The organism is Mesorhizobium sp. WSM4830 (assembly GCF_055811495.1).
The window spans coordinates 110,330-134,335 of sequence record NZ_JBVVQI010000008.1 but is presented as its reverse complement, the minus strand read 5'-3'; the positions used below and the strand labels follow the sequence as shown (position 1 = coordinate 134,335).

22 protein-coding genes are annotated in these 24,006 nt (G+C 63.6%); 14 read left to right on the top strand and 8 right to left on the bottom strand.

Going from position 1 to position 24,006, the window contains the following annotated elements; genetic code table 11:
- Window positions 1-109: 109 nt before the first annotated feature.
- Window positions 110-1,150, bottom strand: coding sequence for an ABC transporter substrate-binding protein (locus AC0L2Y_RS13150; RefSeq protein WP_473556655.1), 1,041 nt, complete (start codon window positions 1,148-1,150; stop codon window positions 110-112).
- A gap of 147 nt (window positions 1,151-1,297) precedes the next feature.
- On the opposite strand from AC0L2Y_RS13150, the gene AC0L2Y_RS13145 reads away from it, so the two are divergent.
- A complete protein-coding gene (locus AC0L2Y_RS13145) occupies window positions 1,298-2,347 on the top strand; it encodes a LacI family DNA-binding transcriptional regulator (RefSeq protein ID WP_473556652.1) in 1,050 nt (349 codons plus the stop codon).
- A 29-nt stretch (window positions 2,348-2,376) separates the two neighbouring features.
- Here the strand turns inward: AC0L2Y_RS13145 and AC0L2Y_RS13140 are convergent, their stop codons facing one another.
- Window positions 2,377-2,943: a TetR/AcrR family transcriptional regulator gene (locus AC0L2Y_RS13140; RefSeq protein ID WP_473556650.1), complete on the bottom strand. Its 567-nt coding sequence runs from the start codon at window positions 2,941-2,943 to the stop codon at window positions 2,377-2,379.
- A gap of 106 nt (window positions 2,944-3,049) precedes the next feature.
- Here AC0L2Y_RS13140 and AC0L2Y_RS13135 point away from each other — a divergent pair, with 106 nt between their 5' ends.
- From AC0L2Y_RS13135 to AC0L2Y_RS13125, 3 genes are all read left to right on the top strand, one after another.
- Entirely contained in the window at window positions 3,050-3,865 is an 816-nt protein-coding gene (locus tag AC0L2Y_RS13135; protein ID WP_473556647.1) for an oxidoreductase, read from the top strand.
- Window positions 3,866-3,951: 86 nt separating this feature from the next.
- Window positions 3,952-4,899 carry an alpha/beta fold hydrolase gene (locus AC0L2Y_RS13130; protein ID WP_473556644.1) on the top strand — a complete coding sequence of 316 codons (948 nt, stop codon included), beginning with the start codon at window positions 3,952-3,954 and terminating at the stop codon, window positions 4,897-4,899.
- A gap of 5 nt (window positions 4,900-4,904) precedes the next feature.
- Window positions 4,905-5,906 (top strand): NADP-dependent oxidoreductase, encoded by a 1,002-nt coding sequence (locus AC0L2Y_RS13125; RefSeq protein ID WP_473556642.1) that lies wholly within the window; start codon window positions 4,905-4,907, stop codon window positions 5,904-5,906.
- Here the strand turns inward: AC0L2Y_RS13125 and AC0L2Y_RS13120 are convergent.
- A complete protein-coding gene (locus AC0L2Y_RS13120; protein ID WP_473556639.1) occupies window positions 5,899-6,828 on the bottom strand; it encodes a sugar kinase in 930 nt (309 codons plus the stop codon). The genes AC0L2Y_RS13125 and AC0L2Y_RS13120 overlap by 8 nt on opposite strands.
- A 158-nt stretch (window positions 6,829-6,986) precedes the next feature.
- Here AC0L2Y_RS13120 and AC0L2Y_RS13115 point away from each other — a divergent pair, with 158 nt between their 5' ends.
- On the top strand, window positions 6,987-7,433 hold the full coding sequence (locus tag AC0L2Y_RS13115) for a FixH family protein (RefSeq protein WP_473556811.1): 447 nt from the start codon (window positions 6,987-6,989) through the stop codon (window positions 7,431-7,433).
- 7 nt (window positions 7,434-7,440) lie between these two features.
- Window positions 7,441-8,640: a cytochrome-c peroxidase gene (locus AC0L2Y_RS13110; RefSeq protein ID WP_473556637.1), complete on the top strand. Its 1,200-nt coding sequence runs from the start codon at window positions 7,441-7,443 to the stop codon at window positions 8,638-8,640.
- A 220-nt stretch (window positions 8,641-8,860) separates the two neighbouring features.
- Here AC0L2Y_RS13110 and AC0L2Y_RS13105 read toward each other — a convergent pair whose 3' ends face one another.
- A complete protein-coding gene (locus AC0L2Y_RS13105) occupies window positions 8,861-9,313 on the bottom strand; it encodes an Lrp/AsnC family transcriptional regulator (RefSeq protein WP_473556634.1) in 453 nt (150 codons plus the stop codon).
- A 161-nt stretch (window positions 9,314-9,474) separates the two neighbouring features.
- On the opposite strand from AC0L2Y_RS13105, the gene putA reads away from it, so the two are divergent.
- Window positions 9,475-13,086, top strand: coding sequence for a bifunctional proline dehydrogenase/L-glutamate gamma-semialdehyde dehydrogenase PutA (gene putA, locus AC0L2Y_RS13100; RefSeq protein ID WP_473556632.1), 3,612 nt, complete (start codon window positions 9,475-9,477; stop codon window positions 13,084-13,086).
- 67 nt (window positions 13,087-13,153) lie between these two features.
- On the opposite strand, the gene AC0L2Y_RS13095 is transcribed toward putA, so the two are convergent.
- From AC0L2Y_RS13095 to AC0L2Y_RS13085, 3 genes are read right to left on the bottom strand one after another with little or no spacing between them, the layout of a single operon-like run.
- Window positions 13,154-14,431: an energy transducer TonB family protein gene (locus tag AC0L2Y_RS13095; protein WP_473556631.1), complete on the bottom strand. Its 1,278-nt coding sequence runs from the start codon at window positions 14,429-14,431 to the stop codon at window positions 13,154-13,156.
- A gap of 36 nt (window positions 14,432-14,467) precedes the next feature.
- The gene (locus AC0L2Y_RS13090) at window positions 14,468-14,899 is read right to left on the bottom strand and encodes a hypothetical protein (RefSeq protein ID WP_352490658.1); all 432 of its coding nucleotides are present in this window, start codon (window positions 14,897-14,899) and stop codon (window positions 14,468-14,470) included.
- A gap of 5 nt (window positions 14,900-14,904) precedes the next feature.
- Window positions 14,905-17,112: a TonB-dependent hemoglobin/transferrin/lactoferrin family receptor gene (locus AC0L2Y_RS13085; RefSeq protein WP_473556628.1), complete on the bottom strand. Its 2,208-nt coding sequence runs from the start codon at window positions 17,110-17,112 to the stop codon at window positions 14,905-14,907.
- Window positions 17,113-17,313: 201 nt separating this feature from the next.
- On the opposite strand from AC0L2Y_RS13085, the gene hemP reads away from it, so the two are divergent.
- The 5 genes from hemP to AC0L2Y_RS13060 all read left to right on the top strand — a co-directional run bounded on the left by hemP (window position 17,314) and on the right by AC0L2Y_RS13060 (window position 21,521).
- Window positions 17,314-17,520: a hemin uptake protein HemP gene (gene hemP, locus AC0L2Y_RS13080; RefSeq protein WP_473556626.1), complete on the top strand. Its 207-nt coding sequence runs from the start codon at window positions 17,314-17,316 to the stop codon at window positions 17,518-17,520.
- Between the two features lie 9 nt (window positions 17,521-17,529).
- A complete protein-coding gene (locus AC0L2Y_RS13075) occupies window positions 17,530-18,591 on the top strand; it encodes a hemin-degrading factor (protein WP_473556625.1) in 1,062 nt (353 codons plus the stop codon).
- Window positions 18,592-18,602: 11 nt separating this feature from the next.
- On the top strand, window positions 18,603-19,511 hold the full coding sequence (locus AC0L2Y_RS13070) for a heme/hemin ABC transporter substrate-binding protein (protein ID WP_473556623.1): 909 nt from the start codon (window positions 18,603-18,605) through the stop codon (window positions 19,509-19,511).
- Between the two features lie 5 nt (window positions 19,512-19,516).
- Window positions 19,517-20,620, top strand: coding sequence for a FecCD family ABC transporter permease (locus AC0L2Y_RS13065; protein WP_473556621.1), 1,104 nt, complete (start codon window positions 19,517-19,519; stop codon window positions 20,618-20,620).
- A gap of 112 nt (window positions 20,621-20,732) precedes the next feature.
- A complete protein-coding gene (locus tag AC0L2Y_RS13060; protein WP_473556619.1) occupies window positions 20,733-21,521 on the top strand; it encodes a heme ABC transporter ATP-binding protein in 789 nt (262 codons plus the stop codon).
- A 13-nt stretch (window positions 21,522-21,534) separates the two neighbouring features.
- Here AC0L2Y_RS13060 and rirA read toward each other — a convergent pair whose 3' ends face one another.
- Window positions 21,535-21,996 (bottom strand): iron-responsive transcriptional regulator RirA, encoded by a 462-nt coding sequence (rirA, locus tag AC0L2Y_RS13055; protein ID WP_023676431.1) that lies wholly within the window; start codon window positions 21,994-21,996, stop codon window positions 21,535-21,537.
- Between the two features lie 191 nt (window positions 21,997-22,187).
- Here rirA and AC0L2Y_RS13050 point away from each other — a divergent pair, with 191 nt between their 5' ends.
- Window positions 22,188-23,492, top strand: coding sequence for a DUF445 domain-containing protein (locus AC0L2Y_RS13050; RefSeq protein ID WP_473556616.1), 1,305 nt, complete (start codon window positions 22,188-22,190; stop codon window positions 23,490-23,492).
- 83 nt (window positions 23,493-23,575) lie between these two features.
- Window positions 23,576-24,004 (top strand): phasin family protein, encoded by a 429-nt coding sequence (locus AC0L2Y_RS13045; protein ID WP_473556615.1) that lies wholly within the window; start codon window positions 23,576-23,578, stop codon window positions 24,002-24,004.
- The last annotated feature ends 2 nt before the right edge of the window (window positions 24,005-24,006 follow it).

The following is a 24,006-nucleotide window of genomic DNA, read 5'->3' as shown; positions in this document are numbered from 1 at the left end:
AGCGCGTCGCGTTCGACCGGCCTCACGCGACACGCTTCAGGTTCTTGTTTTCATGCATGTCGTTGTCGCGCGCTGCAGATTTCTGCGCGACATGCGTCAGAGCTGAGGGTCAGCGGGCCATCATTTCGTCGAAGGCTCTTTGGGCAGCCTCGCCATTTTTGACCCACCATTCTGAATTGGAAAACACCGAAGTGCCAGCATTTTCAGGGGCGGTCGCAAGGGTCTTCAGACGGTCCTCGGGAATAAGGCCACCCTCATATGCCGCAGGATTGACTGGGCCGTAGGCAATGAAATCGGTCAGCTTGGCAACGCGCGCGGGCTGCGTCATCGCTGCGATGAGCTTCATCGCGGCTTCCTTGTTCGGCGCTCCCTTCGGCACCCCAAGACAGTCCGTGCCGATGACCGAACCCTTGAACGTGTAGTCAGCCGCGCCGCCATCTGCTTTCACGGTTTGGGCTCGTCCGTTCCAGGTAATGACCAAATCCGCCTCACCGTCTTTCAGCAACTGCGCGGACTGGGCGCCCGAGGTCCACCACACGGCGACATCCGGTTTGATCGCTGCAAGCCGCTTGATGGCGCGTTCTAGCCCTTCCGGCGTGCTGAGCACGGAATAGACGTCCGCCGGTGCCACGCCGTCGGAGAGAAGCGCGATCTCGATCGAATCTTGCGCATTGGCGCGCAACGCGCGACGGCCGGAAAATTTGGCAACATCCCAGAATTCCGCCCACGTCTTCGGCGGGTTCTGGCCATAGGTCTTGGTGTTCCACGACATGACGGTGCCATAGGAGTCGAACGGATAGCAGTAGTCGGACTTCGCACCCTCCGGCACGGATTTCGGATCGATGATCTTGTAGTCGAGCGGCTCAAGCAGCGACTGTGCGGCAGCCTGCGCGCCTTCCGGCGAACCCAGATGGACGATATCGGTCGTGACTGCACCCGAGGTAACCTGCATCTTCAGGGCGGCCAGGCCGTCGCTCTGTGTCTCCTCGCGGACATCATAGCCGAGCTCCTTTGCAGCCGGGCCCCACATGGCTTCCTTTATGGCGTTGCCATAATCGCCGCCTGCGGTCGTGATGGTGACCGTCTGCGCGTGCACGGGCAGGGCAGCCGAGATTGCGAATGCTGTTAAGGAAATGCGTAGCCAGGACATAGGTTCTCCTCCCCAACTTTTATGGAATATTGCTTGAAAGAGCCATTATTTTGTAATCGTAACGTTACGATTGCACCTGAATACGCTAGAGTCAAGCTGCTTCCTATGGGAGTTTGGATTGACCGGGATGTCGAATTCGGCAACGTTATGGCGGTCAGCAAATCAGCCGGCGCTTTCGCAAATGAAGTCGGGCGAACAATGGCCAATCTAAAGCAGATCGCCGCGGAACTTTCCCTCTCGGTGACCACGGTGTCCCGCGCTCTGAAGGATGGGCCGGAAGTGCAGCCCTCGACCATAGCCCGCGTCAAGGAGGCGGCTAAGCGGGTCGGCTATTTGCCAAATCATCATGGTCGCGCGCTCAAAACCGGTCGAACGCAGACGCTGACGGCAGTACTGCCGATGGAGACACGAGACCATCTGTCCGATCTGTTGAAGCTTCCTTTAATCGAAGGCATGACGCTGGCGGCGCGGCAAGCCGGTTATAGTCTGTCCATCTATTCCACCACTCCCGACGACGATCCCGTCGAGAGTGTGCAGCGGCAGCTTCAGGCGCGCAGCGCAGACGGCCTGATCATCACGCGCCTGGTGTCGGCTGATGCGCGCGTCAAGCTGCTGCTGGATAAACGCATGCCATTCGTCGCGTTTGGAAGAACCGACCTGGATATCGCGTATCCCTATGTCGATGTCGACAATGAACAGATTGCCTACGAGGCGACCCGGCGGCTCATGGATATGGGCTGTCGACGCATTGCGCTGCAACTTCTCGTTCCGGAGGACCAGACGAGTGCCATGCGTCTTTCCGGGTATGGAAGGGCAATGGCCGAGGCCGGTATTCCGATCGACCAATCGTTGATCGGCCATGGCATGTTCACCATGGAATCGAGCGCGGGCTGGTTCGATCGCTTGCTGGCGTCGTCGGATCCGCCGACGGGCCTCGCGTGCGCCAACGAACTGGGCCTTCTGGGCGCGTTGCACGCCCTCGGCAAGCGGGGTCTTACACCGGGCCGCGACGTCCACATCGTCAGCCGTGACAGCACGCGGCTGGCACGTTTCCTGCCGGCAAAGATCGGAGTTCATTCCGTGGATATGGCGGGTGTTGGACGCAAACTTATCGAAGTCCTGGAGAGCCGGATCATCAATCCGCTTGGGCCGGTGGAGACAATCTTGATGCAAGGCAGATTCGAGCCGGCCGAATAGTCCGGCTGCCCTCAGGAGGCCACCTCGTCTCAAACCGGCCGGATCAGCGCCTTTGCGGCATCTGCTCCCGCTGCAAGGACCCGATCCGACAATTCCGTCCCTTCCAGGGCGCGGGCGAGTTGAAGCGCACCGATGAGCGTTGCAAATATGCCCAGCGCAACGCCCTCGGCATCCTCGGTCTGAGGCAGAGCGTCGGCTATCTGGCGCACCAGGGATTGAGCGCGCTCGGCATAGAGGGCTCGCGTTTCAGGCGGCTGCCGCGCTATTTCCGGCAGCAACGCGGCCGAAGCGCAGCCCTTTCCTGGATTGTCCCGGTGCTCGGCCGATAGATAGGCGTCTATGGCCATTTCCGGGCCGCCGGCGTCCAATGCTTCCTGCACTTCATGCGACTGCGCGTCCAAGGCCGCTGCGACGCTTTCACGGACGAGCTCTGCCTTGGACTGGAAGTGCGGATAGAAGGCGCCGTTCGTCAGCCCGGCGTCGCTCATGATGGTCGCAAGCCCGGACGCCGCGATGCCGTCAGACCGAAAACGTTCGGCGGCGACCTCCATGATCCGGCTGCGTGACGCGTCTTTTCGGCCCTTTTCGTAGCGCATGGTCTTTCTTTCCTGTCCTGCTATTGCATTATGCTCATAATCTGATATTACGATCATAATTCAATTCGTGGAAATAAGCTAGACCTCTCGAACCTGGAACATCAAAATGAATGGGAATTCTGAAAAAACCGCAATCGTGACCGGAGCCTCCTCCGGCATCGGCCGCGCCAGCGCCGAGGCCTTGGCGCGGGCGGGGTTCACTGTCTTCGGGACAAGTCGCCGCAAGACCAGTAATAGCCCAAATGGAGTGACCATGCTGGCATGCGATGTGACGGATGATGCGGCCGTCAGTGCGCTCGTTGCCACCGTGCTCGCGCAGACCGGCCGGATCGACCTCCTGGTCAATAATGCCGGTGTCGGCCTGCTAGGCGGCGCAGAGGAATCCTCGGTCGCACAGGTACAAGCCCTGTTCGACGTCAATCTGTTCGGCGTCATGCGAATGACCAATGCGGTGTTGCCGTCGATGCGGCGGCGCGGCCAAGGGCGCATCATCAATATCGGCTCGATTCTGGGATTGGTACCCGCGCCATACTCAGCTCATTACTCGGCAGTCAAGCACGCGCTCGAGGGCTATTCGGAATCGCTTGACCACGAGGTGCGCGCCTTCAACGTCCGCGTTTCCGTCATCGAGCCGGCATTCGTCCGCACCGTCTTCGACCAGAACGGCATCGAGCCGGATTCGCTGTTGAAGGAATACGATCGGGCTCGAGCCGGGCTCAAGGCGCTGCTGGGCGATGTGATGCCCAAGGCCGATCGGCCGGAAGTGGTGGCGGATGTGGTTGTCAAGGCAGCGACCGATGCCCGTCCGCGACGGCGCTATACCGCTGGCAAGGCAGCGCGCCAGGTCAGCCTGCTGCGCCGCTTCGCCCCCGCGGGGATTTTCGACAAGAGCCTGCGCAAGCAGTTCCGACTGCCGGTCTGAACGACAGCGAGCCAGAGGATTTCACGCACATGCGACTAGCAACCACAACACATTTGGCCAGGCCCTACGAGACGGAGGCGCCAAACATGACACATACATCCAATCGGCCGCCGCGTTCACCGGCATTATTCCGGGACGCGCCAACGCTCTCGATCGATGTCGGCGGCACAGCATTTGCTTACAGGGAACTCGGGCCCAGGGCGGGCGTGCCGGTGATCCTGCTCAACCATCTGGCTGCTCAGCTGGACAATTTTGATCCGCGCATCGTCGACGGCCTCGCTGCGACCCGGCGGGTGATTGCCTTCGACAATCGCGGCATCGGTGCTTCGGGTGGCAAAACTCCGTCGACCATTTCCGGCATGGCGCGGGATGCAATCGCCTTTATCCGGGCGCTGGGGTTCGAAGAAGTCGATCTCTTCGGCTTTTCACTCGGCGGCTTCGTGGCGCAGGAGATTGTGCTGACCGAGCCCAAGCTTGTGCGCAAACTCATCCTGGCTGGCACGGGGCCGGCCGGTGGGCAAGGCATCGACAAGGTGACGCCGCTGACGATCGTGGACATGATCAAGGGCGCGCTGACTTTTCGGGATCCGAAATACTATCTCTTCTTCACAAGAACGCCGAATGGCCGCCGCGCCGCAAACGCATTTCTGCAACGATTGAAAGAGCGCCGGAATAACCGGGACAAAGCGGTATCGCTGAGCGCGTTCGGCGCGCAACTCAAGGCGATCAAGGCCTACGGACTGCAGGCGCCACAAGACCTGAGCACCATCCGCATTCCCACTTTAGTTGCGAATGGCGACCAGGACAGGATGGTGCCGAGCAGCAATACCTACGATCTCGCCGGGCGTATCCCGGGGGCGCATCTGGTCATCTATCCGGATGCCGGGCATGGCGGGGTATTTCAGAACTACGCCGATTTTGTCCGGAAAGCCCTGTCCTTCCTCGAGGCTGAGGCCTTGCTGCAGGGCGGGTATGCAGCTGAAAACGTTCGGCTTGTTTCGTCCCGAACAGCAACAGACATTCCTAGAAAGTAACTGCCATGAAGGCATTCGTTGTCGATAAGTATAATAAAAAGGGCACCCTGCGGCTGGCCGAAATGCCGGAGCCGCAGCTCCAGGACAGCGATGTCCTGGTAGAAGTCCATGCCGCAGGGGTGAACCTGCTCGATTCCAAGATCAGAACCGGAGACTTCAAGCTCATCCTGCCCTATCGCCGGCCCTTCATCCTGGGCCACGACGTGGCTGGGAAGGTTATCCGCGTGGGATCGAAAGTCAGCAAGTTCAAAGCCGGCGACGAGGTCTATGCGCGGCCGCGCGATGGCCGGATTGGGACATTCGCCGAATTCATTGCCGTGAATGAGGCCGACATAGCCTTGAAGCCTGCGAATCTCAGTATGGAAGAGGCGGCGTCGATTCCCCTGGTCGGTCTCACCGCCTGGCAGACGCTGATCGAACGGGCAAACCTGAAGAAGGGACAGAAGGTCTTCATTCAGGCTGGTTCCGGCGGCGTCGGGACATTTGCTATTCAGTTGGCCAAGCACCTCGGCGCGACCATTGCGACAACCGCGAGCGCGGCGAGTGCCGATCTGGTGAAAAGTCTCGGCGCCGATGTCGTCGTCGACTACAGGAAAGACGACTTCGAGAAAGTTCTGTCGGGTTACGACGTTGTCTTGAACAGCCAGGACGCCAAGACACTCGAAAAATCCCTGAGCGTGCTGAAACCGGGTGGCAAGCTCATCTCCATCTCCGGTCCACCGGATCCCGAATTTGCCAGGGAAAAGGGACTGAATTTGATGCTGAGGCTGGTGCTGCGCCTACTCAGCCGCGGAATTCGGGCCAAAGCCAAGCGCCGTGGTGTGCAGTTTTCGTTCCTTTTCATGTGGGCGCAGGGCGATCAGCTGAGCAAAATCACCGCTCTCATCGAAGCCAGCGCGATCCGCCCGGTTGTGGATCGGGTCTTTCCATTCGAAGCGACCAATGACGCCCTGGCCTATGTCGAAACAGGACGCGCCAAGGGCAAGGTCGTCATCAAGGTCAGATAGAAAGTCCTTCGAACGCTGCCCGCAGCGTCTCGAACGGCGCGAGTGCGCCGCGCACCTGCACGACGGCGGCGGCGACACGATGGGCGCGCTGCACCGCCTCAGTCGGCGCATGGCCGGCAAGGCGAGCGGCGAGATAGGCGCCGTTGAAGGAGTCGCCGGCGCCGGTGGTGTCGACAGGGTTGGCGACGTGCACCGCCGGCACCGATTGCGAGGTACCGTTTTGCGCTATCAGCGCCGGTTCCTCGCCGTTCTTGACGACGACTTCGCCGACCAGTTTTCGCAGCCGGTCGGCTGTTTTCTGCGGTGTCGTATCACCAAACAGCATCTGCTCGTCGGGAAAGGTCGGGAGCGCGATATCGGCGACGGCGAGCGCCTCGAGGATCGCGGCCTGCGCTTCCTCGCACCGGCGCCATAGCCGCGGCCGGTAATTGGGATCGAAGGCAATCAGCGAGCCGGCCACGCGCGCCTCGGCCACGGCCGTCAGCAGCACCTTGCGTGCATCGTCGTCTAGGATTGCCAAGGTGATGCCGGAAAAATAGACAAGCGCCTGGTTTTCAAGGCTTTTCTGCAGAGCGGCTGGGTCGGAAGCCAGCTGCCTGGCGGCCGCATCGGCCCGCCAATAGGTGAAAGAACGTTCGGCGCCGGTCAGCGTGATCGCATAGAGGCCGGGGCGGGCGCCCGCTATCACCGGGCTGGCGCCGATGCCGATGCCGTTCTCGGCCAGGAACTTGATCTGGTCGCGTGAGAACGGGTCGTCGCCGAAGGCCGACACATAGGTCGCCGGCCGCTCGCCGCTCAAGGCATGCAGCGCCCACAAAGTGTTGAACGTGTCGCCGGCAAAGCCCATGCGCCAGTTCGGCCCGGCCTGACCCGAAAGCTCGAGCATGCACTCGCCGATCGAGGCGATGCCGTTTCCTGCCATGAAGCACTCCTCCATCCCTGCAATTGCGGTGCTGTAGCTTTTTGCGGCCGGCAGCGCCATGCTTGGCGACGGCGGATTCTTGCACTGGGCGCGATTTCCCACAGGGGCGTGGGACGCGACCTGCCCAGCGAAACGTTATCCGCAGAACAGGAATGGGTTTGGCATCGTTATGGCGTTATCTTCTTGGAGGCCTCGGCCTGGCTGCCTTGCTCGCTGGCGTGCTGGCCGTCGTCTATCTGACGGCGCCGCATGCACCCCAACCAAGCTCGGACGTAGGCCGTTCCAAGACGACGGCGAACAAGCTGTTCGTGGCGACTTTCGAGCCGGAGAAAGGCGTCATCCGGCAGGGCGAACTGGAATCCTGGCTGCTGACGCTGAAAACCGTCGAAGGTGCGCCGGTGGAAGGTGCTGCGATAACGATTTCCGGCGGCATGCCGCGGCACAAGCACGGCCTGCCAACCAGCCCGCAGGCGACCGATTACCTCGGCGCGGGGCGCTATCGCATCGACGGCGTGAAATTCACGATGAGCGGGTGGTGGCAGTTGCATTTTGCGATTTCCGCCGCGGCCGGCTCGGACACTGTCGTCTTCAACGTGGTGCTGTGAGGCACTGATGAGCCGGTTTTCCAGCCTTCTCGCGTTGGTGATGGTGGCCGTGCTCGCCGGTTGCAGCAGACCGGAGTTTTCCGATGCCGAAAAGCAGACCATCGCCTCGCTGGCGCTGTCCAAGCTGCCGCCGCTGAAGCCCGACACCACCAACCGCTTTGCCGACGTGCCGGCCGCCGCGGCACTCGGCTCGACGCTGTTTTTCGACACCGGCATGAGCGGCGGCGGCACCGTATCATGCTCGACTTGCCACAAGATCGACCGCCAGTTCCAGGACGACCTGCCCCAAGCGGTCGGCGTCGGCCGCACCAACCGGCGTACCATGCCGTTGGCCGGCGTCGCGCATGATCCCTGGTTCTTCTGGGACGGGCGGCGCGACAGCCTGTGGGCGCAAGCGCTGACACCGCTCGAAAATCCACTGGAGCAGGCCGGCAACCGCGCCGCCTTCGCGCATTACATCAAGGCCCGCTTCGGCGAGCGCTACGAGCGCATCTTCGGGCCGCTGCCCGACCTTTCGGGCGTGCCGGCCAATGCCAGCCCGCTCGGCACCGATGCCGAGAAGGCGGCCTGGAACGCCATGCCCGCCAGCCAAGCCGAGGAGGTCAACCGCGTCTTTGCCAACATCGGCAAGGCGATCGCCGCCTTCGAGCGCTCGATCGAGCCGCCGCGGACGCGCTTCGACCGCTTCGCCATCGACGTGGCCGCGGGCGCCGAGCCGAAAGGCGACGCCGCCTTTTCGCCGGAGGAAATCCTCGGGCTGAAGCTGTTCATCGGCAAGGCCAATTGCGTGACCTGCCACAATGGCCCGCGTTTTACCGACGGCAGCTTCCACAACACCGGCGTGCCGCCGGTCGCGGGCCTGCCGCCGGATCGCGGCCGTGTCGACGCGGTACGCCAAGTCGAGGCCGATCCGTTCAACTGTTTCGGCGCCTTTCGTGACGGCGATGCCAGCGCCTGCCGCGAACTGCGCTTCATGGTCAAGACCGGGCCGGAACTCGTCCGCGCCTACAAGACGCCGTCGCTGCGCGGCGCCGCCACCCGGCCGCCCTACATGCATGCCGGGCAGTTTTCCTCGCTCGACGAAGTGGTGGCGCATTATTCCAAGGCGCCGGCAAGTGTCGAAGGCACGTCCGAGATCCACCCCCTGCAGCTCTCTGACCGCGAGCGCGCGGCACTGGTGGCGTTTCTGAAGACGCTGGCGGAGTGAAAGTGGCTCAGCCCGCTCTGTAGCGATCCTTCGCGCCCCCCTCTGTCCTGCCGGACATCTCCCCCACGAGTGGGGAGATTGGCTGTCATCTCCGCTTTCGCCAATTTTCTAGGTTAGAGAAAAAAGGGCGCTGTCACTGAGGCTGCCGATCTCCCCCCAAGTGGGGGAGATGTCCGGCAGGACAGAGGGGGGCGCTGTCCCGCCAGCGTCACCGCAACTCCTATCGATCCTTCACCGTCTCCATCGCGACAAACGTCGAGGTCTGGGCTACGTGCGGCAGGGCAGAGATACGCTCGCCGAGCACGCGGCGGTAGGCGGCGATGTCGGTGGTGCGGACCTTCAGCAGATAGTCGAAGCTCGACGCCATCATGTGGCACTGCTCGATCTCTGGCACCGCCTGCACGGCGCGGTTGAAGGCGTCGAGCGCGGCCGAGCGGGTGTCGGACAGTTTCACCTGGACGAAGGCGACATGGCCTTCGCCCATGCGCTCACGGTCGATGATCGCCTGGTAGCCCCTGATGAAGCCGTCCTTCTCCAGCCGTTTGACTCGTGACTGCACCGGCGTCTTCGACAGGCCGACTTTCGCCGCCAGTTCCGACATGGAAAGCCGGCCGTTGCTGCCCAGAGCCGACAGGATGTTCCTGTCGATCCGGTCCAATTGGTCTTCTGTCACTGGATTCCTGGTCGAATTGGAGGTGATCAGTCCTAATGATAGATCGATCGATCTGTTCTGTCGACTTCTTTGGACCGACTGCAATCCGCACTTATGTTAGCTTGCGCCGTTCGGTCCGGTGACGCCGGCCCGCTCCCCTATGCTCGCTCTACAGGACCGCCATGCCAGCGCTCGACACCATCCGCCAGCAGATCCGTGCCAATTATTTGCCCGACGAAGATCAGGCGGTGAAGCGGCTGGCCGAGGCGGCCGGGCTGTCCGCGCAAGACCGCAAGGCGATTTCGGCCCGTGCCGCCGATCTGGTGCGCGCGGTGCGCGGCTCGTCCGATCCGCGGCTGATGGAGGTCTTCCTGTCCGCCTATGGCCTCTCGACCAAGGAGGGCGTGGCGCTGATGTGCCTGGCCGAGGCGCTGCTGCGCGTGCCCGACACCGAGACGATGGACGACCTCATCGCCGACAAGATTGCGCCGCACGACTGGTCGGCGCATTCGGGCGGCTCGAGCTCGATCTTCATCAATGCGTCGACGTGGGCGCTGATGCTGACCGGCCGCGTGCTCGACGAAGGCGAGGGCGGCATCGAAGGCACGCTGCGCGCCATGGTGCGCCGGCTGGGCGAGCCGGTCATCCGCAAGGCGGTGGCGGCGGCGATGCGCGAGATGGGCGAGCAGTTCGTGCTCGGCCGCACGATTGCCGAGGCGGTCAGGCGCGGCAGGCCGATGACGCAGAAGGGCTATCTCTATTCCTTCGACATGCTGGGCGAAGCGGCCCGCACCGAGGCCGACGCATTGCGCTATCTCAAGGCATATGCCGACGCCATCTCTTCGCTCGATGCCGGGGCCAACGGCCCCGACATCCGCCAGAACCACGGCATTTCGGTAAAACTGTCGGCGTTGCATCCGCGCTATGAAGTGACGCAGAAGGAAAAGATGCTGCCCGTCATGGCCGAGCGGCTGCTGTCGCTGGCGCTGGCGGCGCGCCATTCGCGCATGGGGCTCAATATCGATGCCGAGGAGGCCGATCGCCTCGATTTGTCGCTCGACGTCATCGAACGGGTGCTGGCCGAGCCGGAGCTGGCCGGCTGGAACGGTTTTGGCGTCGTCGTGCAGGCCTATGGCCCGCGCGCCGCTTTCGTCATCGACTGGCTCTACGAACTGGCGAGGAAATACGACCGCAGCATCATGGTGCGGCTGGTCAAGGGTGCCTATTGGGACACCGAGATCAAGCGAGCGCAGACGCTCGGGCTCGACGGCTATCCGGTCTTTACCCGCAAGGCCAACACCGACGTCTCCTATCTGGCCTGCGCTAAGAAGCTGTTAGCGATGACCGATCGCATCTATCCGCAATTCGCCACACATAACGCCCACACCGTCGCCGCCATCCTGTCGATGACGACGGACCGCGACACATTCGAGTTCCAGCGGCTGCATGGCATGGGCGAAGCACTGCACGAGACGGTGCGCAAGGCCGAAGACACGCGCTGCCGCATCTATGCGCCGGTCGGCGCGCATTCCGACCTGCTCGCCTATCTGGTCCGCCGGCTGCTGGAGAACGGCGCCAACTCCTCCTTTGTCCACCAGCTCACCGACGAGGAGGTCGAGCCTGAGGACATCGCCCGCGACCCGCTCGAGACGGTGGAGAAACAAGGCCCCGCCGCCAATCCGGCGATCGTGCCGCCGTCGGCGATCTTTGGCCCCGGCCGACGCAATTCCAAGGGTTTCGACATCACCGACACGCTGACGCTCGCGGCGATCGACAAGGCTAGGGCCGAGTTCGCCGGGCCGGACCGCTGGCACGCCAAGCCGGTCAGCCGCGCCGCCGGCTATGGCAAGCAGCGTCCGGTCGTCAATCCGGCAAAACCTTCGGAAGTGGTCGGCACGGTCAGCGAGGCCGGCGCCAAGCAGGTCGAGACCGCCGTGCGCATCGCCGTCGAGGCACAACCGGCATGGGCAAGACGCCCGGTCGCCGAGCGCGCTGCCATCCTCAACCGGGCGGCCGATCTCTACGAGGCGAACGCCGTCGAGTTCTTTGCGCTCGCCGCCCGCGAGGCCGGCAAGTCATTGGCCGATGGCGTCGCCGAGGTGCGCGAGGCGGTCGATTTCCTGCGCTACTATGCGGCTGAGGCCGCCAATGCCGAAGCTGGAACGGAGGCGCGCGGCGCCATCGCCTGCATCTCGCCGTGGAATTTTCCGCTCGCCATCTTCACCGGCCAGATCGCAGCAGCGCTCGTCACCGGCAATTCCGTCATCGCCAAGCCTGCCGAACAGACGCCGCTGATCGCCTTCCGCGCTGTCCAGCTGCTGCGCGAGGCCGGCGTACCGGAAGACATCATCCAGCTTCTGCCCGGCGACGGCCCCACGGTCGGCGGCCCGCTGACCGCCGATCCGCGCATTGCCGGCGTCTGCTTCACCGGCTCGACCGAGGTCGCCAAGCTGATCGAAAAGCAGCTCGCCGAGACCGCCGCGCCCGACGCCATGCTGATCGCCGAGACCGGCGGCCTGAACGCCATGATCGTCGATTCCACCGCGCTACCCGAACAGGCGGTGCGCGACATCCTGGCCTCCGCCTTCCAGAGTGCCGGCCAGCGCTGCTCGGCATTGCGCATGCTCTATGTGCAGAAGGACGTCGAGAAGAAGATGCTGGAGATGCTGAAGGGCGCGATGGAAGCGCTCAGCCTCGGCGACCCCTGGCGGATCTCGACCGATGTGGGCCCGGTCATCGACGACGAGGCGCAGGCGTCGATCCGCGACTATTGCACGAAAATGGGCCTGCAGGGCCGGCTGTTCGCCAAGCTCGAAGCACCGAAGGACGGCCGCTTCGTCGCGCCGCACGTCTTTCGGGTCAAGGGCATCGAGGAGTTGGAGCGCGAGGTGTTCGGCCCGGTGCTGCATGTCGCCACCTTCGATGCCGACGAGATCGATGCGGTGATCGCCGCGATCAACCGCAAGGGCTATGGCCTGACCTTCGGTCTGCACACCCGCATCGAAGGCCGCGCCCAGCATTTCGTCGACGGCATCCATGCCGGCAACATCTACGTCAACCGCAACCAGATCGGCGCCGTCGTCGGCGCGCAGCCGTTCGGCGGCGAGGGGCTTTCCGGCACCGGGCCGAAGGCCGGCGGCCCGCATTATCTCCGGCGCTTCCGCAAGGGGCCGGAGGCCGGCACCCATCTTGCCGAAGGCCGCAAGGTGACGGCGACCGAGCTCGCCGACAATCTGCCGGATCCGGCGTTTGGCGGCTGGTCGACGCGTCCGGATCGCGTCGCCATCCTGAGGAAACATCTGCGCGGCAAGGGTGCCGCGGCCATCGGCACTGCAGCCGCGATCGATTTCGGCCAGGTCGACCTGCCCGGGCCGACCGGCGAGGCCAACACGCTGTCGCTGTCGCCGCGCGGCCGCGTGCTGTGCCTCGGTCCGGACGCCGATACGCTGCTTGCTCAGACGATCCAGGCGCTGGCCGCCGGCAATGCCGTGCTCGCCGTCGCACCCGGCGCGCCGGCGGCACTGTCGGCGCTGACCGGCAAGGGCCTGCCGCTGGCGGCGATCGACGGCCGTCCGGACCCGGTCGAAGCGCGCTCGCTGCGGGTCGATGTCGTCGCCTTTTCCGGCACGCCCGAGGCCGCGCGCATCGTGCGTAAGGTCATCGCCGAGCGCGCCGGCCCGATCGTGCCGCTGGTCAGCGAAGTCTATTATCCGGCCGCCTATGCCCACGAGCGCGCCGTCTGCGTCGACACCACGGCGGCGGGCGGCAATGCCAGCCTGCTGGCTGCGGCCTAGGTTTCGCCAGGGCTCGCGTATCGCGGGCAGGGCGGCGCCAACTTTGGTGCCGGCATGGGGACGGTCGCTACCTGATACCGAGCGGCACTTCGAACTGCCAGGCCGAGCGACCAGCTCCGTCTGGAATCGGGGGAAACGGAGAAGCCCGGCGGACCGCGTCGAGAGCGGCCTTGTCCAGCGCGGCAACACCCGAACTGCCCGTCAGCCTGGCGGACCGGACCCCGCCATTCGAAGCGACTGTGAAGGCAACCGTAGCCGTGCCGGTGGCGCGCGTGCGTGTCGAATTGAAGGCCCGCACCAGTTTTGACCTGATCTTGCCGGGATAGTTGGTGACGGCGGCATTGCCGACGCCTGATTTGCCGCCCCTGCTGGCGGTCAGGATCTTGCCGTCCTTCTTGCCGTCGGCCGTGCCGCGCGCGACATCCGTTTCGTCACGGCCGCCGGAGCCGGTCTTTCTCTTCTTGGAATCGGCTTTGGCAAGTGCCTTGCCCGACTTCTTGCGCAGGGCCGGCTTTTCAGGTTCGTTTGCTTCGGCCTTCCTGGCCGGCTTGCTCTTTGCAGTTGCCTTCTTCGACTGCCTGGGCTCCGGCCTGTCCAGCTTCGGTTCTTCCGCCGCGCTGACTGTCTCGGTCGTCTGGACTGTTTCGGCTGGCGCCGGTGCCCTTGTCTCGGCAGGCTCGGCCGTTTCGGTGGCGCTCACCGGCGGCGGCACGGCATTGTCGTCGGCAGGCACCAGCCTGTCGGTCGCAAGGATGTCGGGCGAGGGGTCCTGGCGCGCCGGCTGGACCGGTTGCGCAGGTGCGGGCTCGGTGCGATCGGCAAGGGCAGCAGTTTCCGTTGCGGCCTGGCTGACCGGCTCGACCACTCCCGATGCTTCGGCCGCGTCAGTGACCGGCTGGAGCGTCTCCTCGGCCGCGGTCGCCTGTGCCTCGACCGTTTCGACGGGCTTGGCGTCGAGCATGGTCACCATCGTTACGTTGGCCACTTCCCGGTCGTCTGCGGCATTGCCGGCCGCCTGCTGCGGATCGGCGCCGAGCAGCATTTCGCCTTGCTGGTCGGCACCTTCGATCGTTGGCCGGTCGTCCGGCAGCGTGAGAAAGGCCAGCGCCAAGGCTACGTGGAATGCGCAAGAGCAGGCGATCGCCACCGTCCAGTTGCGGCGCCGCTGCGTCTGTCGTGCCTGCCACAACGGCTCCACAGGGACCGTAGGCAAGTCGCTATCGGCATCGGCGATGTAACTGTCTTCCGGCCTGTCGCGCGGCGAAACACGCAGCGCCCCGCGCGGGATGGCGAAATCCGGATCGTCCGGCTCCGGCGGCAGGATGCCGGCTAGCGGCCACGCCACGGCGTTTCGTGCGAAGGCGGGTTCCAGTCCCAAAATTCAGACCCCAAAGGCGATGCCGGTCCTGGTCTGCGTCTTCAGTCCGCGCATGCAGGCATTCGGCTCGGCGCCGGCGCATTCCGTAGCGCTGTTGATCAACACGCGGCTGACCTTGCCGCAATCGGTGCCGGCAAGGTCGAAACGCGTCACCTTGGTCTTGCCTGCCGGCAGCTCCTTGAAATCGAGCACGGTCAGCCGATCGACGACACCGACCTCGTTGAACAGCGCGATCTCGAATGCCGCCTTGGACAGACCGGCGCCGAGATTGTTGGTGACCACGAAGGTCAGGCGGCAGCCCTTGTCGGAAGGCTGCGCGCCGTTGAGCTCGAGGAGAAGCGCCGGCGCTTGCTGTTGTGTCCATGCCGGAGCCGCCGCAAGCGACATTGCCAGCGCCGCGGCGAACAGACGAAGGGATGCCGTCATGCCTGTCATTGTCGTCAGCCTCCAAACCTCATGGTCGCCGCCAGCTTCAGCGTGACGCCGGGCTCGTAGACGACGCTCGTCGTCGACGCGTTCAGCGGGTTGGCATATTTGACGTCGAACAGATTGTCGGCGCGGAAATCGACCTTGAAATTGTCGGTCGCCTGGTAGCTGGCGAATGCATTGACCAGCGTGTAGTCCCTGGCCACCGGATTGCCCTGCGGCTTGCCGTTGTATTGCACCTCGCCGCCGATGGTCAGCCGGTCCTCGAGAAAGCGAAAGCCGAGTTGCCCGGTGACCCGGGAGGAGGGAACGGTGACAAGGTCCGCCCGTTCGCCTTCATAGGAAATCGTGCGGCCGTCGGTGACCGAGGCGGAAAGCCCGGCAAAGCCCCAGGCGGCGTCATAGACGCCCTCCATCTCGAAGCCGCGGATCTTGGCCTTGGCGAAATTCTGATACTGGAAGCAGATCGGTATGCCCGGACCGAACGGGCAGCCGCTGGTCGGGTCGAACGCCGATAGAGTTACGCCGTCGATGTAATCGTCGACATTGTTGTTGAAATAGGCCGCCTTCAGCCGCAGCGCGTCGTCGGCCTCGATGACGCCGTTGGTGCTGTAGTTGACGCCAAACTCCACAGTCTTGCCGGTTTCGGGCTTGAGATTGGGGTTGGGGAGGAACGGGAAGCTGACGCCGGCTGGATGGTTGCCGCTGATCAGGGTCTCCGACAGCGACGGAGAACGGTAGCCTTCCGCATAAGTGCCGTAAAATTGCAGCCCGGAAAGGCTGGCGGTTTCGAAGGGCGAAACGCCCACGGTGATGCGTGGCGACAGCCGGTTGCCAGAGGTTTCGCCGACATCGCTGTCGAGCTTGTAGCTGTCGTAACGCAGCCCGGCGATGACCTCGAGCCAGTCCCAGGTGAGCTTGTCCTGAACGTAAGCGCCGGAGACGTTCCTGTTGCCCGAGGGCGTGTAGAAACTGTCGCCGCCCGCGGTGCCGCCTGTCTCGACATCGTCGCCAACCCAGTCGCCGCCATAGGTCAGCTCATGCGCAATGCCGACGGTCTCGAATCTCGACGTGTTCCAGATGTCGATGCCGGAGGTGCCGATGTCGAACGTCGATTTCGAGCCCGCCGGCAAAACCACGGGCAGGCCGGTGACCGGATCAAACCGGTTTTGCGCGACAAGGGTCGTCAGATCGAGCTTGGTCTTATTGTAGGAGGCGTTGATGTGGAGATCGAGCCAGCTCTTGTCTTCATCGGTGATGTTGTAGCGGGCCGTGAAGGTATTCGCCTTCAGGTCGGCGTCGTTCACCGGCGCGCTGCCGCTGGTCTCGGTCCATCCGTCGTTCGAGCCGATCCAGCCCAGCTTCAGCTCGCTGTTTTCGCTGGGGCGGATGGTCGTCTTGAGGAGGCCGCTCAAGACGTCGAAGCCGGTGCCCGCTACAGTCTCGCCGCCGCCATGCTTGTAGTCGTCATAGTCGCGGTAGACGATATTGCCGAGCACGTCCCAATTCTCGTTGATGCGATAGGCGCCGCTGGCGCTGGTGGTCCAGCCTTCACCGTTGGTTTCATAACGTCCGGTCGCTGATGCCGCCCAGGTCTCGTCCGGCTTGAGGAAATCCTGCGCATCCTTGGTGTCGAAAAAAACGACGCCGCCGATCGCCCCGGAGCCATAGGTGTTGGCGACCGGGCCGCGGATCACATCGACAGATTTGATCAGTTCCGGATCGATGTAGAAGGTCGATTGCGTACCGTGATCCGAGCGCTGAAAATTCTGGCGGGCGCCGTCGACAATGACGGAGACGCGGCCGAAATCCTGCAGGCCGCGGATGTTGATGCTGGAGCTGACACGCCTTGCGTCGGCTTGGACGGCGACACCCGGCACACCGAACAGCATCTCGTTGGGCGTCGTCGCCATGCGGCGCTCGAGCTGTTCCTCGTCGACATGGCTGGCCGAAGCAAGCGACTCGATCGCCGTCTCGCCGGTACGGCTGAGGATCAGGATCTTGTCGAGCAGCGTGGTGCCCGCCGGCTTTGCCTGTTCGGGCTGTTGAGACGGGTCAGTCTGCTGCTGGTCGGCTGCCGGCTGGGCGGCCTGCTGGGCGCCGGCCGGTGTGGCGAGCAGCGGGATCGCCGCCGCGCCGGCCAAAAACGCAGCCATTTTGCTTGTCATAGAACAATGTGTCAGGCCGCTGCCCGCCAGCCGTCCCCAATTCGCCAACCCCATGCTGCAACTCCAAGAATCCATGTTCGATGCTGGCTGGCTTGGGGCTCGCTGGCATTTTTCATCGCATCCGGCGTCTTAAATGTTGACTCATTTACTCCGGTATTGCACTGCTAGATAACATGATCATTCGAGTCAAGATTTGAATCGGCATTTCACGCAGGCGCCGAGCCAGATGCCCGGCACAGGAAAGGGATCGAACCAATGAACACGCACAATCCCAGCGACTTTCGCTATCGCGTCCGCCGTTCAGACGAAAATTCCGTCCGTTTCGACCGAGTCCAATCGGCCGTGAGAACGCTGTCCAGCAACACGCTGTTCCAGGGCGAGCACGAGATCGGCATCGAACATCACGGTGCGATGTACCGGCTGAAGATCACCCGGCAGGGCAAGCTCATCCTCAACAAGTAGGTGGTAGAAATGGACCAGCGCGTAAAACCCGCCCCGCACGAGATCCGGCGGGCACGGGCAGACAATCCGAAAATGCGCGAGCGCGACCTCGCCGCTAAGCTCGGGATTTCGGAGGCCGAACTGGTCGCCGCGCATTGCGGCGACGGCGTCGTGCGCGTCGAGCCGCGTGTCAACGACCTCCTGACTGGCCTCGAAGCTGTCGGTGAGGTGATGGCGCTGACCCGCAACGAAAGCGCGGTGCACGAGAAGATCGGCGTCTACGACAGGGTCGTCACCGGCAATCACAATGCCATGGTGCTCGGTGAGAACATCGACCTGCGCATTTTTCCAAAAGTCTGGGCGCACGGCTTTGCCGTGGAGAAGCGCGATGGCGCCGACATCCGCCGCAGCCTGCAGTTCTTCGACACCGCAGGCGAGGCGGTACACAAGGTGCATCTCAGGCCAGCCTCCAACCTCTACGCCTATCAGAAACTGGTGGCCGGGCTGGAATCGCCGAACCAGGAGCCGACGGTGGCGATTTCAGCGGGCGCGGCTGACGACGAGACCGAGCCTGCGGACAATTTGGCGAGCATCGACGATCTGCGCGACCGCTGGAGCCAGCTGACCGACGTCCACCAGTTCTTCGGCATGCTGAAGACATTGAAGCTCAGCCGCCGCCAGGCGGTACGTTTGGTCGGCCAGGACTACGCCTGGCTGGTCGACAAGAATGCGGTGAACGCCATGTTCAACCACGCCGCTGCTGGCGCCATGCCGATCATGTGCTTTGTCGGCAATCGCGGCTGCATCCAGATCCATTCCGGCCCCGTCGCCTCGATCAAGCCGATGGGACCATGGCTCAACGTGCTCGACGAGACCTTCCACCTGCACCTGCGGACCGACCACATCGATGAGGTCTGGGCCGTGCGCAAGCCGACCAAGGACGGCCATGTTACGTCGCTCGAAGTCTATGGCGCCGACGGCAAGATGATCATCCAGTTCTTCGGTAAGCGGCATGAAGGCGAAAGCGAGCGCGAAGACTGGCGCTTTCTGGCCGAAAACCTGCCGCGTATTCCAAGCCCGACCGCAGCCTAAGGAAAACGACGATGGTTCTTTTCTCCAGGTTGGCATCGGTCTCCAGGTCGGCGCCTGGTCCTGCGGCCGCTGTTTTCCTGGCGTTCGCCGCGCTGATGCCGGCTCAAGCCGCCGAGGGCATCGCGACTTTCGCCGACCGCTCGCGGATCGTGGCCATCGGCGGCTCGATCACCGAGATCGTCTACGCGCTCGGTGAACAGGATCGTCTTGTCGCGCGCGATTCGACCAGCCGCTATCCGCAAGCGGCGGTGGAACTGCCGGATGTCGGCTACATGCGCCAGCTGTCGCCGGAGGGTGTGCTGTCGGTCAATCCGTCGGGCATATTGGCCCTGCACGGCAGCGGACCGAAGGAAGCCGTCGACGTCTTGAAGAAATCAAGCATCCCATTCATCGAGGTGCCCGAGCGCTATGATAATCAGGGCATTCTCGAAAAGATCCACATCGTCGGCAAGGCGCTCGGCACCGAGGCCAAGGCCGATGCGCTGGCGGCCCAGATAGACGCCAAGCTGAAGGCAGCCGAAAAGCAGACCGCGTCGATCAAGGCGCGCAAGCGCATCCTGTTCGTGCTGTCGATGCAGGGCGGCAAGCTGCTTGCCGCCGGCAGCGACACCGCCGCCGACGGCATCATCAAGCTTGCGGGCGGCATCAACGCCATCGACGGCTTTGCCGGCTACAAGCAATTGTCGGACGAGGCAGTCATCACCGCCAGGCCCGACGTGATCCTGATGATGAACAATGCCGGACCGGCCACCGCGGATGACGAATTGTTTTCGAACCCTGCCGTGGCTTCGACGCCGGCGGGTGCCGCCCGCAAGCTGATCCGCATGGACGGCGGCTATCTGCTCGGCTTCGGTCCGCGCACGGCCGACGCCATCCACGATCTCGCCGTCTCGCTCTATGGCAGCCAGGTCACGGATTGAGCGCGATGGCCGATCATTCGATCGCCGGTGCGGCGGGCATCATGGCGACGGCCGCCGAGGGTGACCGTTCGCGGCGCGCCCGCATCGTCATCCTGTTCCTGTGCCTGGCGCTTGTCCTTGTCGTGCTGTTGTCGCTGACATCGGGCGCATCCGATGCATCGGCCGTCAGCGTTATCAGCGACTGGCTGTTGGGTGCGGCGCCCGGCAATGAGGCGCTGAATGCCCGCGACCGCCTGATCGTCTATGACATCCGTCTGCCGCGCGTCATCCTTGGCGTGCTGATCGGCGCCGCGCTTGCCGTCTCCGGTGCGGTCATGCAGGGGCTGTTCCGCAATCCGCTGGCCGACCCCGGCCTGATCGGCGTTTCCGCGGGATCGAGCCTTGGCGCGGTCGCCGTCATCGTGCTCGGCGCCACGGTGCTCTCGCCGTTCACTTCGGCGCTGGGCACGCTTGCTTTGCCGCTGGCGGCATTTTGCGGCGGGTTGGCAACGACCTTGGTGCTCTATCAGGTCGCTACCAGGCATGGCCGGACCTCGGTCGCGACCATGCTGCTCGCAGGCATCGCGCTGGCGGCGCTTGCCATGGCGCTGACCGGCATCCTGATCTTCATGGCCGACGACCGGCAATTGCGCGACCTGACCTTTTGGCAGTTCGGCTCGCTGGGCGGCGCAACCTGGCAGAAGATCGGCTCGGTCGGGCCGGTCATCGTGCTGGCGCTGACGGCAATGCCGTTCCTGGCGCGCGGCCTCAATGCGCTGGCGCTCGGCGAGGCCACGGCCGGCCATCTCGGCATTCCGGTGCAGCGGCTGAAATACACCGCAATCGTCGCCGTTTCGGCGGCGGTCGGGGCGTCGGTCGCGGTCAGCGGCGGCATCGGCTTTGTCGGCATCGTCGTGCCGCATTTGCTGCGCCTGGCGATCGGTCCGGACAATCGCTACCTGCTGCCGGCGTCAGCACTGCTCGGCGCTTGCCTGCTGCTTTTGGCCGATGCCGTCGCGCGCACCATCGTGGCGCCGGCCGAGCTGCCGATCGGCATCGTCACCGCGATCGCCGGCGCGCCGTTCTTCCTCTGGATCCTGCTGCGCAAGCGCGGCGTCGTCGACCTTTAGAGCAGGATGAATTGAAGTTGGTTCAATCATCCTGCTCTAAGTCTTTGTTTTTTGTGCATGATCTTATCCGAAAAGTCTGCAACTTTTCGGGATCATGCTCTAGGAGGGCGTGATGATCGAAGCACGGGATGTTTCGGTGGCGATCGGCGGTAAGCGCATTGTCGCCAATGTGGATTTCGAGGCGCGGCCTGGCGAAATCGCGGCCATCGTCGGCCCCAACGGTTCGGGCAAGACGACCTTCCTCAGAGCACTGTCCGGCGATCTTGGCTATTCGGGAGAGGTCACCGTCAACGGCCGCAATCTGTCCGCGATGAAGCCGGTCGAGGCGGCGACGGTGCGCGCCGTGCTGCCGCAGGCGACGACGCTGTCGTTTCCATTCACGGTGCGCGAGATCGTCAGGCTTGGCCTGGTCGGCGGGCGCTCCGGCGTGCTGCCCGGCGAGGATCAGCGCCTGCCCGAACGGGCGCTGGCTCGCGTTGACCTCGACGGTTTTGCCGGCCGCTTCTACCAGGAGCTGTCCGGCGGCGAACAGCAGCGCGTGCAGCTTGCCCGTGTTTTGTGCCAGGTGTGGGCGCCGGTGCTCGACGGCAAGCCGCGCTATCTGTTCCTCGACGAGCCGGTGTCCAGCCTCGACATCAAACACCAATTGATCATCATGGACATCGCGCGTGATTTCGCCGGACGCGGCGGCGGTGTGGTCGCCATCCTGCACGACCTCAATTTGACGGCGATGTATGCCGACCGGATTTTCGTCATGCATCGCGGCAAGCTCGCCGCTACAGGCTCGCCGCAACAGGTGCTCAGCGACGAGCTGATCGAAAAGGTCTTCGATTGCCGGCTGAAGGTTAGCGTGTTGCCGGCCGCAAACATGCCATTCGTATTGCCGCAATCGGCAGCGTAGGCAATCAGAGAAATCAGGCGGCCGGCGCCCTTTGCACCAGCATGTCGATGCCGAGCAGGTGCCTCACGTTCGGGCGCGCCGCCACCAGATCGGCGATCGTGTAGCGAGACAGCACGGCGAAGAAGGCGTTGAGCGCTTCGCGCAATGCCGAATTCAACGCGCAGCTGTCGACCAGCGGGCATTCGGCGGCGTCGTTCTCGAAGCACTCGGCCATGGCAAAGCTTTCCTCCGTCACGCGCACGACGTCGAACAGGCTGATTGATTCGGCCGCGCGGCCGAGCCTGACGCCGCCATTCCTGCCGCGCACCGTTTCGATCAGGCCGTTTTCGACCAGCGGCTGCAGGATCTTGAACAGGAAAAGTTCAGATACCGAATAGGCGGCGGCGATCTCGGGGATGCGGCTCAACCGCTCGGTGTTGGCGGCGCAATACATCAGAATGCGCATGGCGTAGTTGGTCTGACGGGTAAGCCGCATTGTGTCCTCACATAACAGTGGTTGGCGTCAATATGGCCTATAGTTTGGAACAATTCCAGACTGGCGCTGCATAATAGGTGAATTCCGGCGTCAAGTTTGCGTGCACGATTGCGCGCGCCGGAACCAGCGGCGCGCTTTCTGGGGCAGGCGACACTAGATAAGTTCGCATACACGATCAGGAGCGGCCCATCATGTCACGACCAGCCCCGGCATTTGCATCCGTCGCGTCCGTCCGGTTCGACGCCGATGCCGACGCCAAGCTTTCGGCGCTCAGGCGCACCAAGTTCGCCGCCGCCGCAGCACTTGCGTTTTGCGTGCTGGTCTTTGCGGTGGCGAAATCGCTCGAGAGCCGGCATGCGTGGCTGGGCTTCGTCGCCGCTTTCGCCGAGGCGGCGACGATCGGCGGGCTGGCCGACTGGTATGCGGTGGTGGCGCTGTTTCGGCGGCCGCTTGGCCTGCCGATCCCGCATACGGCGATCATCCCGGAAAACCAGAATCGCATCGCGGACAATCTCGGCCGCTTCATCGAGGTGAATTTCCTGGCGCCGGAACCGGTGCGCGAAAAGCTCGCCGAGGTCGACTTTTCCGCGCTGGTCGCGGACTGGCTGGCCGACCCGAACCGCGCCGCCGATTTGTCGCGCTTCGTCGGCCGGCTGGTGCCGCAGACGCTGGCGGCGGTCGAGCAATCCGGACTGCGCGGCTTCGTCACCAGCCGTATGCTGGAGCAGATCGAAAAAGTGCCGCTGGCGCCGCTTGCAGCCGAGCTGCTGTCGACGCTCACCGACGATCGCCGCCACCAGAAATTATTCGACGAGTTCACCAAGGTGGTCGGCCGCTTTTTGAGCGACGAGCAGGCGCTGGCGACGATGCGCGAGAAGATCCGCGAGGAACTGCCGTCGCTGTTCAACCTGTTTCGCGCCGACGCCTATCTGTTGAAGAAGATCGTTGCGTCGGCCGGCTCGCTGCTCGATGAAGTGCGGGCCGATCCGCACCACCCGATGCGCGCCGAATTCGATCTTTTCGTCGAAACCTTCGTCGAGCGGTTGAGGACATCCAAACAATATGCCAGGCGCGCCGAAAAGCTGAAACGCGATTTCCTTGCCCGGCCGGAGCTCAGCGCGCTGGCCGGCGATATGTGGGACAGCCTGCGGCTGTTCATCGAGCAGGACGCCAAGGCGCCGAATTCGATGATCCGCGACCATCTCGCCACCATGTTCGTCGAGGTCGGCCGCCATCTTGCCGACGACGCGCAGATCAGGGCCGACATGAACCAGGGGTTCATCGTGGCGCTGGCGTCCTTCGTCGAAAGCCAGAAGAGCGGCGTGTCCAAGTTCATCGCCGATCAGGTCAAGCGCTGGGACCTCGCGCAACTGACAAGGCTGATCGAAATGAACATCGGCAAGGACCTGCAATATATTCGCTTCAACGGCATGATCATCGGTGGCCTTGCCGGGCTCGTGCTCTACACCGCCGAACGGCTGTTTCTCGTCGGCTGACTCGTCCGAATGGACCGCTGAGCTTCGCTGCACTATCTTCCGTGCAGTGACGGCGTTCACGGCAACAGGGGGAGAGAACCAGCATGGCAAAACGACCGGAGTCCGACTCCTTCATCGACATGTTCGGCAAGTTCGGCCGCGACCTGAAGCTGCCGAATGTCGACGTCGAGGCGATCCTCGCTCACAACCGCAAAAACTTGGAAGCGCTGGAGAAGTCGGCCCGGGCGAGTGCCGCCGGAGCGTCGGCGCTGTTGTCCAGGCAACGCGAGATGCTGCAGGACACGCTGCGCGAAATCACCGACATGGCACAAAACTACAGGGCGCCCGGCAATCCGCAGGAAATGATGCAGAAGCAGGCGGCGTTCGCCAGGAAATCCTTCGAGACCGCGCTGAAGAATGCCGTCGAGATTGCCGAACTGGCGAGGGCGTCCGGCACCGAATCGATCGAAATCCTGCGCAGCCGCATCAAGGAGGCGATGGAGGAGATCCGCGCCGGCCACGACAAGAAATAAGC

Excerpts from the sequence above, each read along its gene's own strand:
- AC0L2Y_RS13150 (WP_473556655.1), bottom strand. The coding sequence starts at position 1,150 with ATGTCCTGGCTACGCATTTCCTTAACAGCATTCGCAATCTCGGCTGCC.
- AC0L2Y_RS13145 (WP_473556652.1), top strand. The coding sequence starts at position 1,298 with ATGGCGGTCAGCAAATCAGCCGGCGCTTTCGCAAATGAAGTCGGGCGA.
- AC0L2Y_RS13140 (WP_473556650.1), bottom strand. The coding sequence starts at position 2,943 with ATGCGCTACGAAAAGGGCCGAAAAGACGCGTCACGCAGCCGGATCATG.
- AC0L2Y_RS13135 (WP_473556647.1), top strand. The coding sequence starts at position 3,050 with ATGAATGGGAATTCTGAAAAAACCGCAATCGTGACCGGAGCCTCCTCC.
- AC0L2Y_RS13130 (WP_473556644.1), top strand. The coding sequence starts at position 3,952 with ATGACACATACATCCAATCGGCCGCCGCGTTCACCGGCATTATTCCGG.
- AC0L2Y_RS13125 (WP_473556642.1), top strand. The coding sequence starts at position 4,905 with ATGAAGGCATTCGTTGTCGATAAGTATAATAAAAAGGGCACCCTGCGG.
- AC0L2Y_RS13120 (WP_473556639.1), bottom strand. The coding sequence starts at position 6,828 with ATGGCAGGAAACGGCATCGCCTCGATCGGCGAGTGCATGCTCGAGCTT.
- AC0L2Y_RS13110 (WP_473556637.1), top strand. The coding sequence starts at position 7,441 with ATGAGCCGGTTTTCCAGCCTTCTCGCGTTGGTGATGGTGGCCGTGCTC.
- putA (WP_473556632.1), top strand. The coding sequence starts at position 9,475 with ATGCCAGCGCTCGACACCATCCGCCAGCAGATCCGTGCCAATTATTTG.
- AC0L2Y_RS13090 (WP_352490658.1), bottom strand. The coding sequence starts at position 14,899 with ATGACAGGCATGACGGCATCCCTTCGTCTGTTCGCCGCGGCGCTGGCA.
- AC0L2Y_RS13085 (WP_473556628.1), bottom strand. The coding sequence starts at position 17,112 with ATGGGGTTGGCGAATTGGGGACGGCTGGCGGGCAGCGGCCTGACACAT.
- hemP (WP_473556626.1), top strand. The coding sequence starts at position 17,314 with ATGAACACGCACAATCCCAGCGACTTTCGCTATCGCGTCCGCCGTTCA.
- AC0L2Y_RS13075 (WP_473556625.1), top strand. The coding sequence starts at position 17,530 with ATGGACCAGCGCGTAAAACCCGCCCCGCACGAGATCCGGCGGGCACGG.
- AC0L2Y_RS13070 (WP_473556623.1), top strand. The coding sequence starts at position 18,603 with ATGGTTCTTTTCTCCAGGTTGGCATCGGTCTCCAGGTCGGCGCCTGGT.
- AC0L2Y_RS13065 (WP_473556621.1), top strand. The coding sequence starts at position 19,517 with ATGGCCGATCATTCGATCGCCGGTGCGGCGGGCATCATGGCGACGGCC.
- AC0L2Y_RS13060 (WP_473556619.1), top strand. The coding sequence starts at position 20,733 with ATGATCGAAGCACGGGATGTTTCGGTGGCGATCGGCGGTAAGCGCATT.
- rirA (WP_023676431.1), bottom strand. The coding sequence starts at position 21,996 with ATGCGGCTTACCCGTCAGACCAACTACGCCATGCGCATTCTGATGTAT.
- AC0L2Y_RS13050 (WP_473556616.1), top strand. The coding sequence starts at position 22,188 with ATGTCACGACCAGCCCCGGCATTTGCATCCGTCGCGTCCGTCCGGTTC.
- AC0L2Y_RS13045 (WP_473556615.1), top strand. The coding sequence starts at position 23,576 with ATGGCAAAACGACCGGAGTCCGACTCCTTCATCGACATGTTCGGCAAG.